The organism is Pseudomonas sp. Snoq117.2 (assembly GCF_900110545.1).
Lineage (GTDB): Bacteria > Pseudomonadota > Gammaproteobacteria > Pseudomonadales > Pseudomonadaceae > Chryseomonas > Chryseomonas benzopyrenica.
Genome location: NZ_FOED01000035.1, coordinates 1 through 8,993 on the forward strand (window position 1 = coordinate 1; position 8,993 = coordinate 8,993).

An 8,993-nucleotide genomic window follows, 5' to 3' on the forward strand; every position below is an offset into this window, starting at 1 on the left:
TGGAAACCCGCAATGACCGCCGCATCCTCAAGGTGCGCAGCCTTCTGGTCACCGGTGAAGACGGGCCCAGCATCCGCGAGAAGATTCGGGCGGGGCACATCGCGCAGCTGGACCAGGACATCGACAATCAACTCAAACGAGACCTCTGAGGATGAATACCTCACTCAGCAAAGCATCACAGCGGGGCTTCATCGCCCTGGATATGCTCTTTGGCCTGATCGTCTTCGCTGCCATGATGACCGGTACCGCGGTCCTGGTAGCCAATCAGATGGACTCTCAGAATTATCGGATCGCGGCTGACCAGCAAAAGCAGGTTGCCGACGCCGCGGCCAAGTACCTGAAGGACAACTTCGCCACGGTTTACGCGGCCGCCGGCACCACGACGCCAGCGCAGATCACCCCGGCGATGCTGCGCAACACCAAATACCTCCCTGCGGGTTTCACCGACACCAACGCCTTTGGCCAGACCTTCGTTGTGCTAGCCAGGCGGGTCGCGACCAACCAGCTCGAATCCATCGTGCTTACCACCGGTGGCCAGGCCATTGATGAGATGGGCACCCGTGAGATCGCCGAAAATCTCGGCGCCCCGGGCGGCTTCGTGCCGGTGGCGAACACCGGCATCATCCAGGGCGTGCGCGGGGGCTGGTCGCTGACCCTGAGCAACTACGGTGTGAACCCGGGCGTGGGCCACACCGCCAGTGCCCTGTTCCTGCAGGACGGCACCCTGGCCAACGACTACCTCTACCGCAATGCCATCGCCGGCAAGCCCGAGCTGAATCGGATGAACACCGCCCTGAACATGGGCGGCAACGACCTCAACAATGCGGCCAATATCACCGCCTCGGGTACCGCCAATATCTCTGGCGATGTGAACGCCGGCCGCAACGTCAACGCGACTAGCAACGTGAACCTCAACGGCACGCTCACGGCCGGCGGAGACCTCCGGGCGGGTTCCATGTACCTGCAGGGCAATGCGTCCATGAACGGCAATGCCACCGTCGGAGGCAATGTCGCTGTCACTGGAGACACGACCACCGGCTCGATGTATGCGCGTGGCAACGTCCAGGGCGTCACCGCCAGCATGTCAGGGGAGACCTATACCACGGGTTGGTTCAGGACTCGTGGGGATACCGGCTGGTACAGCGAGAAGTGGGGCGGCGGCTGGCACATGACGGATAGTGACTGGGTGCGTACCTATGCGGGCAAGAACGTCTACACGTCCGGCCAGATGCGCGGTAATAGTCTCTTCTCTGACGGCAGGACGTATGTCGGCGAATACATCCAGTTGATTGGCTCAGCCAATGAAAACTGGGGTTGTAGCCCAAATGGACTCGTGAGCCGTGATGGCGCTGGTGCATTGCTCTCTTGCGAGAGTGGGCTGTGGCGTAGACCCAAGGCCAAAACACCGACTTGCACGGCCTACACCATTCCGGGCTACGACCCGAACGACGTGACAACTCGGGCGTGCCCCGTGGGCACAAAGGTCGGTTGGGACACAGGTGGCAGTGGGCAGCGTTGGGCGTCTACGCCCAACATCGCCATCGGCCAGAACGATTATGCGACCATCTTTTGCTGTGAATTCTGAGGTAGCCGCATGTACGACATTCCAACCCTCCTAGCGCTGCGCCTTCTGGCCAGCGCTGTGCGTGTCCAGCAGCAGACGCTGGAAACCATGGCCCTCGACGAGCCGGGGACCCATCAGGCCCGGGAGCTGCTGCACCAAGTCGATGCTCTGCTCGAGGAGATGATTGATCCGGAGCAGCTTCAGACCTTGGTTGACGAACAGCACCGCCTGAGCCGGAAGGTGGGCTGAGCCATGCCGATGCTCTGGGTCATCATGGTCGTGATGCTGGCAGGGGCCGGTTTGCTGAGCGAGCAGCTGCAGCGCAGCGACGACCGCCGCCAGGGGGTCGATGTGTCAGCGCTCGCCCACAACCTGCTGATCTATCGGAATGCGCTGGCTGAGTACGCCTACAACAACCCGGGCATCGCTGGCGCGCCTGCGGATTCTGCACTGGCCTTGCCCACCTGGTGGGTGCATGCGGCAGGGGTGAACGGCTACGTGCAGGCAGGATCCAGCTACGCCTACTATGCGTCGCCCCCCAACGGCCTGGTGACGACCCTTGCTGAGCTCACCGAATCCGCCGCAGTGGGCTACGCAACGAACGGGCAACTCGTAAGCCCTTCCTCTGGCGCTACCGGGATCGCTTTACCATCAGCCGTCCCTGCCGGTGCAGCGGTCGCCTATCGCTAGACCAATAGCTCAGCGAGCAGGGCAAAGCCGCCGGCTAGAACAGCGCCAACGGTCAATGTCAGAGCCATCATCAGGCCACTGGCGGCCGTAGCGATCATATCGGTCGGGTGGTCTTCGGTGTCCATGCTGAAATCCACATAGGAAGTCACTTTGGATCGTTTGGGTAGCATGAAAATTCAGGCAGGCGTCCAAGGGCGTGGACCAGTGGAGGGTTTCGGGGAATGACTGGTAGGACCGGATTATGGCAGATAGGCGAACGGTGAATCCCCAAAGCTTTCGGGTCTCAAAAATGACGTTTGAGTCGCGTGCTGTCCATCGCTCCAAGTACAATTTCATGGCGTCAAGAATGGACCTTTCGCTATGCAAGCTCTCCCCCTCCCGCGCATGTCACCGGATGATGATGCCCTGAGGCATCTGCCCCTGATCTCCGTGATCGTGCCCTGCTATAACGCAGGTGCTTATCTTGAGGAAGGCCTGGCCAGTATCTATGCCCAGGACTACCCGCGCTTCGAGGTCATCGTCGTTGACGATGGATCAACCGATGACAGTGTGCAGCGCCTGGTCGCGCTGCAGGAGCGATTTGACTTCGAGCTGGTGACTCAGCCCAATGCTGGCGTCAGCGCTGCGTTAAATACCGGCCTCGCCCATGCCCGAGGCAAGTACGTCGCCACACCGGATCTGGACGACGTGATGCTGCCGCAATCCTTGCGGATCCGCGCGGCCTACCTGGAGGAGCATCCCGAGACGCCTTGTGTGGGCGCCTTGGTCAGTTTCATGGACAGCAACGGCAACTGGCTCAAGGACCAGCACGCTGGAGCCGTTCAACTGCTGGACTTCGATGAGGCGCTACGGAAGACGCGGGTGGTCGGGGCACCGGTTGCGCTTTATCGCAAGGCGATACTCGACGAGGTCGGCGGCTACGATCCGGCAATTCGCGTCCAGGACTTCCAGATGACCCTCAAGGTCTCGGCCCTGGGCCAACCTATTGCGATCTTACCCGTGATGGTCACGCGCTATCGCCGTCACGCGGGAAACCTTTCCCGCCGATACCGGCTGCTGCTTGAGGCGGATCTGCTCGCCATCGCGCCCTATCAGGATCACCCTGGCTATCGGCAGGGGCACACGTCAGTCGTCAACAAGGCGCTTAAATACGCCGTGCGGCACGACAAGCTCGAAGCGCTGCGCATGCTGCGGCTAATCCCATTGCGCTCTATGGACCGCACTACCCTGCACCGGGTACGACGTCTGCTTACGCCCTACCGGCCTTCCAGGAAGTAGCGCCATGATCTCCATCGTCATTTGCTCGGTGAAGCCTGAGCTGCTGGAAGCGGTTACGCGAAACATCGAAGCCACGATCGGCGTGCCCTACCAGCTGATCGCCATCGACAACCGGCAAGCTAATCGTGGGTTATGCGCCGTCTACAACGAAGGCGCCCAGCGTGCTCGGCACGACATCGTGTGCTTCATGCACGAGGATCTGGAGCTCTTGGAGGTGAACTGGGGCCTCAGGGTGGTTGACCACTTCCAGGAAGACGACCAGCTAGGTGCGATCGGCGTTGCCGGGGCCCGCTTCAAGAGCCGTGGCCCTTCCGGCTGGATGGCCGCCGGCAAGTCCGAGACGAACTGCATGCGTCTGTACCAGCGGCATCGTGACGGTACGGACAACCTGTTTCACCTTCGCCCTGCAGGCGATAGGCGTCCGCGTCAGCCGGTTTGCACGCTCGATGGGGTCTGGATCTGCGCTCGCCGCGAGGTGGTCCTTGAGCTGCCCTTCAACGAAGCCCTGCCCCCCTTCCATTTCTATGACATCGACTTCGCCCTACGGGTGAGTCGCCATTATGGGGTGGCGGTGGTCTACGACGTCGGCCTGCGCCACTTTTCGGAGGGCCATTTCGATGCGCGCTGGATGCGGGCCGCGCTCGACTACCAGGCGCTGCGCGAGGAAGCGGTCGCCCGCGTAGCACTTGGTGCCGATGACCTCTCGGTGAGGGTGCTGGAGCAACGCGGGGCGCGCTTCTGGATGAAATTCTTGCGCAAGGTCAAGGCGCCGTGGCGCCTGCGGTGGGAGTGGGTGCAGGCCAGCGGCGCGCTCGGCTATCCCAAGCTGTGGTGGCTGGCGGTGAAGTTTCTCTGCTATTACCCATTGAAATTCCGCTAGGCCACCTGGCCCTCTTACGACGCAAGTGCTCGTTGGGGACGATTCAGTTCACGCTGCACCTGATGCGGACACGCCCGGGGGAAGACGTGCTCCGGAACCAGGCTCTGCTGGGACAGATTGACGACACGACGACCCTCTGCGGCCAGCACGCCAGCGGCCAGCTCCATCGCTGGCAGGATTCGCGTCTGCAGGTGCTGATCCAGGCCACACGGCGCTGACTGCCCAGGAGCAGTCTCGTAGAAGCGCGGTGCTTGGACATTGAGATCGACCCCTGCCAGGTAAATCTCATCGAAGCCCAGGTGATAGGCCAGCTGCAGGCAGATGTACGCAACCGTGCGTACGTCGAATACGCCGTAGTCCATGTCCTTGCTAAAGCCAATGTCCCGCGCCCGTTTGCTGAAGGGCGAGACCAGGCGCACGGCCTGGCCCTGATCGCGGCCGAAGTAGTCACGAAAGCTTGCCCGGGGTGCCTTGCGAAGCGCGTAGGCCTTGCCAGCATATCGGCTTGATAGCCGCTGGATGTCCTCAGGCCAAAGGGCTAGGCCATGCGCTTGCTCGACTGCGGCCTCATAGAGAGCCGGTTGCTGCTCCTGGAAGCTGCGATCGCTGCAGACGTAGTACAGCGGTCGAATGGATGCCTCGAGGAGCTTAATGACTGCGCCATTCATGGTGATGATCGGCACGCCGGCCCAGCGATGAATGTCGAGCTCGGCGGATGAAGGACCGGACGCCAAGATCAGGACGGCGCCCCGATGGGCATTTTTTTGCGACGCGAAAGCGCTTCCCACGTGGACAATCTCCATAGGCGGGCCAGACAACTTGACCTTGGCCAAGCGCGAATAGGGTTCGTTCGGAAGGGCTTGTTGTTATCGAAAGCGAGGGGGCTGTTGCAGAAGATCCCACTCGGAAAGCAGAAAACGCTGGCAGCTGGTGTCCGCTGAAAATTGACCCAGGTCGCTATGGTCCCAAACCAAGTCCTCCGCCGGCAATGATCGTTAGCGGGACAACTATCTCCAAGCTGTAACCATATCTGCACCAGATTCGGTTAAGCGCTGCTCGGAAGTACCGCACCTGCCACCGTTCGCCCTGTAGGCCAGATGGCTATCGATAGGGGAATCCCATGCGTGTGTTTTTGTGCGAGAAGCCCAGCCAGGGCAAGGACATTGCCCGGGTGCTCGGCGCCACTGGACGCGGTGAGGGCTGCATTCGCGGCCAAGGCGTGGTCGTCACCTGGGGGATCGGCCACCTCCTCGAGCAGGCGCCGCCCGAGGCCTACGATCCGCAGTTGAAGTCCTGGTCGCTGGACGCGCTGCCGATCCTGCCGGCGAGCTGGAAGGTCGAGGTCAAGCCCAAGACCAGCAGTCAGTTCAAGGTGGTCAAGACGTTGCTCAAGGAAGCGACCGAACTGGTCATCGCCACTGACGCCGATCGCGAGGGCGAGATGATCGCCCGCGAGTTGTTGGAGCACTGCGGCTACCGCGGCCCCGTCCAGCGCCTGTGGCTATCAGCGCTCAACGACGCCTCGATCCGCCAGGCCCTAGCGAGCCTCAAGCCCGGGGCCGAAACCTTTCCCATGTATCACTCCGCGCTGGCTCGCTCCCGGGCGGACTGGCTGATCGGGATGAACTTCACCCGGCTGTTCACCCTGCTTGGCCGCCAGGCCGGGTACAGTGGGGTGCTGTCGGTAGGACGAGTGCAGACGCCCACCCTGCGCCTAGTGGTCGACCGCGACCGAGAGATCGCCCACTTTGTCCCGGTACCGTTCTGGAGCCTGGACGTGTTGCTGGCCGCCAACGGCCAAACGTTCACCGCGCAGTGGCGGCCTGCCCGCGACATCACCGATGACGAGGGGCGCTGCCTGGATCAGCGCCATGCCCAGGCGGCGCAGGCGCGCCTCACTGCTGGATCTACCGCCATTGCGGTGTCGGTCGAGACCGAGCGGGTCAAGGAGGTGGCGCCCCTGCCCTTCGATCTGGGCACGCTGCAGGAGATCTGCTCCAAGAAGCTCGGCCTCGGGGCCCAGGAGACCCTGAACGTCGCCCAGGCGCTGTATGAGACGCACAAGGCGACGACCTACCCCAGGACCGACTGCGGTTACCTGCCCACCAGCATGCTGCCGGAGGTACCGGCCGTGCTCGAGGCGATCCGGCGGACGGATCCGTCCATTTCCCCGGTGCTGGCCAGCATTGATCCGGCGCAGCGCTCGCGGGCCTGGAACGACGCCAAGATCACCGCGCACCACGGCATCATCCCGACCCTGGAGCCCGCCAACCTGGCGGCCATGAGCGACAAGGAACGGGCGGTCTACAGCCTGATCCGCGCGCACTACCTTGCCCAGTTCATGCCCCACCACGAATTCGACCGGACGGTGGCAGATTTCGACTGCAATCAGGTGGCATTACGAGCGGTGGGCAAGCGCATCGTCGTGCCTGGCTGGAAGACGCTGTTCCAGGCCGCGCCTGCCGCTGAGGAGGATGAGGACAGCAAGGAGAAGGACCGCTCGCAGATCCTGCCGCCACTGCAGAACGCCTCTCGCGCCCAGGTGCAGCAGGCCCAGCTCAAGGCGCAGCAGACGCAACCACCCAAGCCCTATACCGAGGGCGATCTCATCAAGGCGATGAAGACCGTGGCCAAGCTGGTGACCGACCCGCGCCTGGCCGCCAAGCTCAAGGAGACCACGGGCATCGGCACCGAGGCCACCCGGGCCAGCATCATCCAGGGGCTGATCGATCGTCAGTTCCTGCTCAAAAAGGGCAAGGCAGTGCGGGCATCCGACGCCGGCGTCTCGCTGATCGCCGCGGTGCCGCCGGCTGTGGCCGACCCGGGCACTACCGCCATCTGGGAGCAGGCGCTGGACATGATCGAGGCCGGCACCATGCAGCTGGATGACTTCATCGCCAAGCAGGGTGCCTGGATCGGCAAGCTGGTCGCCCAGTACCGCCAGACCACGCTCAACATCAAGGTCCCGGAAGGCCCGTCCTGCCCGCTCTGCCAGGGCAAAATGGCGCAGCGAAAGGGTAAGAGCGGCGACTTCTGGTCGTGCCTGCGCTACCCCGACTGCAAGGGCCTTGTGAGCATTGAAACGTCAAAAGGGAAAGGCAAGGGCGACTCAGGTAAGGCAAAGCCGTCGACAAGGGCAGGTGGCCGCTCAGCTTGAGGAAGGATCTTGAGGGTCTTTTTTGCCGTCCTGTGGCCAGGGGTGAGGCGCTTGGAGTCGCGTTTGAAGCAGATCGGCGTACTCATTTGCCTCCCTTTCACTCGCGAAGTAGGCATCCGCACCAGGAATCGAGACACGCCAAGGTTGTGCATTACCGTCAGCAAGATGCTGGATTGTCACCGCTATCATGAGTGGTCCCTGCCGTAGCGATGGCTACGACGGTCAGTGGACACCGCAGGTGTCCTATTAGGGTCCGACTCCAAGGGTGATAGGTCGTGCGATATTGCTTTAGGCAGAATTCCCCCCCCATAATGCAAGCGTTCCACCCCGCTCGCGCACTGGCGGTCATCAGTGGCAACCCCGGAGTTTCTCGACCTGGTCCTGAAGCTCCACCCCCAAGAGCACGCTAAGCATCGGGTAGGGCGTGTAGATCTTTGCGTGATGCTCTCCCTGTGTCTCCCTGCTCCGCAGCTGACACGCAGCCGTCTAACTTCGTGATAAGCGGGTTTACAGGCACATAGGGCTCACAGAAGGTTCGGTGCATACTAGACCTAGGGCCAACCTGGTGTGTTGGCCCACACTGTTCCTCCCCTTCAGCTGCATTCGAAGGGTAGCCTGGTCCTCTCGGCATTGCCTGGTGGACGAGGCTACCCCTCGGGTAGCCCTCCTCTCTGCCGGTGCCCGCCGGCGCAAAAATGGGATCCCTTTGTGCGCGGATGCGTGCCTTGCAATTACTGGCCCTAGCCACGATAACGGGTCGGGTGAATGCGACGATCATCAGGACGGTAGGTCAATGCCCAGGGACCACCAGTGCCGGTGCTCACGCTCACAGGTGGCATCTTTCTCTTGAGCTCCACTAGCCTCACCCTCGCCGAGGCGCCTTGCTGCTAGACCCAGCGCTGCGCCTGGCGCGCTTCTCCTGCTTTTCTCACCTCGCTCCAACGCCGCTTCCGCTCCTGCCTTGCTCTACTCTCCTTCCGCTTGACAGCCCTATCCGCCGCCTCAGATGATTGCCCCATGTTCCGCTGACGTCGTCAGCAACATGCCCAGGCAGCTCTGGATCTCAAGACTGCAACGTGGCCACCCACGTCGATCCGCACCCATAGTTCGCCAAGCTTCCGGAGGCGCGAACGGTTGACCGGTTCTACCGGTTGATGGAGGCACCTCACACATCTGCTCTACCTACCCAGCGGGGACACACTCCCCCGCCCGGGATCAGTGTTTCTCCGCATTACTCACCTGCAGGAGAAACACCATGACCACCACTACCCTGAGCTATCGCTTTGGCGAATCCGTCGGTACTGCCCTGCGTGAAATCATTCGCTCCGTGCGAAATGCTCAAGCCCAGGCACGTGCTGCACGTCCGCCCATAGCACCGGCTGAACGTCGTGTTGTCGAGTTTCCGCAACCGATCGTATCGGCGG

Annotated in this window: 8 protein-coding genes; 6 read left to right on the plus strand and 2 right to left on the minus strand. The window is 62.2% G+C overall.

Translation table 11 applies throughout. The features are described from left to right. The first annotated feature begins 151 nt into the window (after positions 1-151). From pilV to pilM, 3 genes are read left to right on the plus strand one after another with little or no spacing between them, the layout of a single operon-like run. Positions 152-1,585 (plus strand): shufflon system plasmid conjugative transfer pilus tip adhesin PilV, encoded by a 1,434-nt coding sequence (pilV, locus tag BMZ43_RS25685; protein ID WP_093257801.1) that lies wholly within the window; start codon positions 152-154, stop codon positions 1,583-1,585. A gap of 9 nt (positions 1,586-1,594) precedes the next feature. Then, on the plus strand, positions 1,595-1,813 hold the full coding sequence (locus BMZ43_RS25690; protein ID WP_058788553.1) for a hypothetical protein: 219 nt from the start codon (positions 1,595-1,597) through the stop codon (positions 1,811-1,813). A 3-nt stretch (positions 1,814-1,816) separates the two neighbouring features. Continuing rightward, complete coding sequence (gene pilM, locus BMZ43_RS25695; protein WP_093257804.1) at positions 1,817-2,254, plus strand: type IV pilus biogenesis protein PilM; 438 nt, start codon at positions 1,817-1,819, stop codon at positions 2,252-2,254. On the opposite strand, the gene BMZ43_RS27045 is transcribed toward pilM, so the two are convergent. Next, complete coding sequence (locus BMZ43_RS27045; protein WP_256563551.1) at positions 2,251-2,379, minus strand: hypothetical protein; 129 nt, start codon at positions 2,377-2,379, stop codon at positions 2,251-2,253. The two genes, pilM and BMZ43_RS27045, sit on opposite strands and share 4 nt — an antisense overlap. Before the next feature lie 235 nt (positions 2,380-2,614). Between BMZ43_RS27045 and BMZ43_RS25700 the strand changes: the two genes are divergently transcribed. Together BMZ43_RS25700 and BMZ43_RS25705 are read left to right on the plus strand one after the other, a co-directional pair. Then, on the plus strand, positions 2,615-3,532 hold the full coding sequence (locus BMZ43_RS25700; RefSeq protein ID WP_082066232.1) for a glycosyltransferase family 2 protein: 918 nt from the start codon (positions 2,615-2,617) through the stop codon (positions 3,530-3,532). Positions 3,533-3,536: 4 nt separating this feature from the next. Beyond that, the gene (locus BMZ43_RS25705) at positions 3,537-4,412 is read left to right on the plus strand and encodes a glycosyltransferase (protein WP_052504078.1); all 876 of its coding nucleotides are present in this window, start codon (positions 3,537-3,539) and stop codon (positions 4,410-4,412) included. Between the two features lie 14 nt (positions 4,413-4,426). Here BMZ43_RS25705 and BMZ43_RS25710 read toward each other — a convergent pair whose 3' ends face one another. Next, entirely contained in the window at positions 4,427-5,245 is an 819-nt protein-coding gene (locus tag BMZ43_RS25710) for a 6-hydroxymethylpterin diphosphokinase MptE-like protein (RefSeq protein WP_256563555.1), read from the minus strand. Between the two features lie 287 nt (positions 5,246-5,532). Between BMZ43_RS25710 and BMZ43_RS25715 the strand changes: the two genes are divergently transcribed. Next, positions 5,533-7,569, plus strand: a complete 2,037-nt coding sequence (locus BMZ43_RS25715; RefSeq protein WP_093257807.1) for a DNA topoisomerase III — start codon at positions 5,533-5,535, stop codon at positions 7,567-7,569. Positions 7,570-8,993: the final 1,424 nt, after the last annotated feature.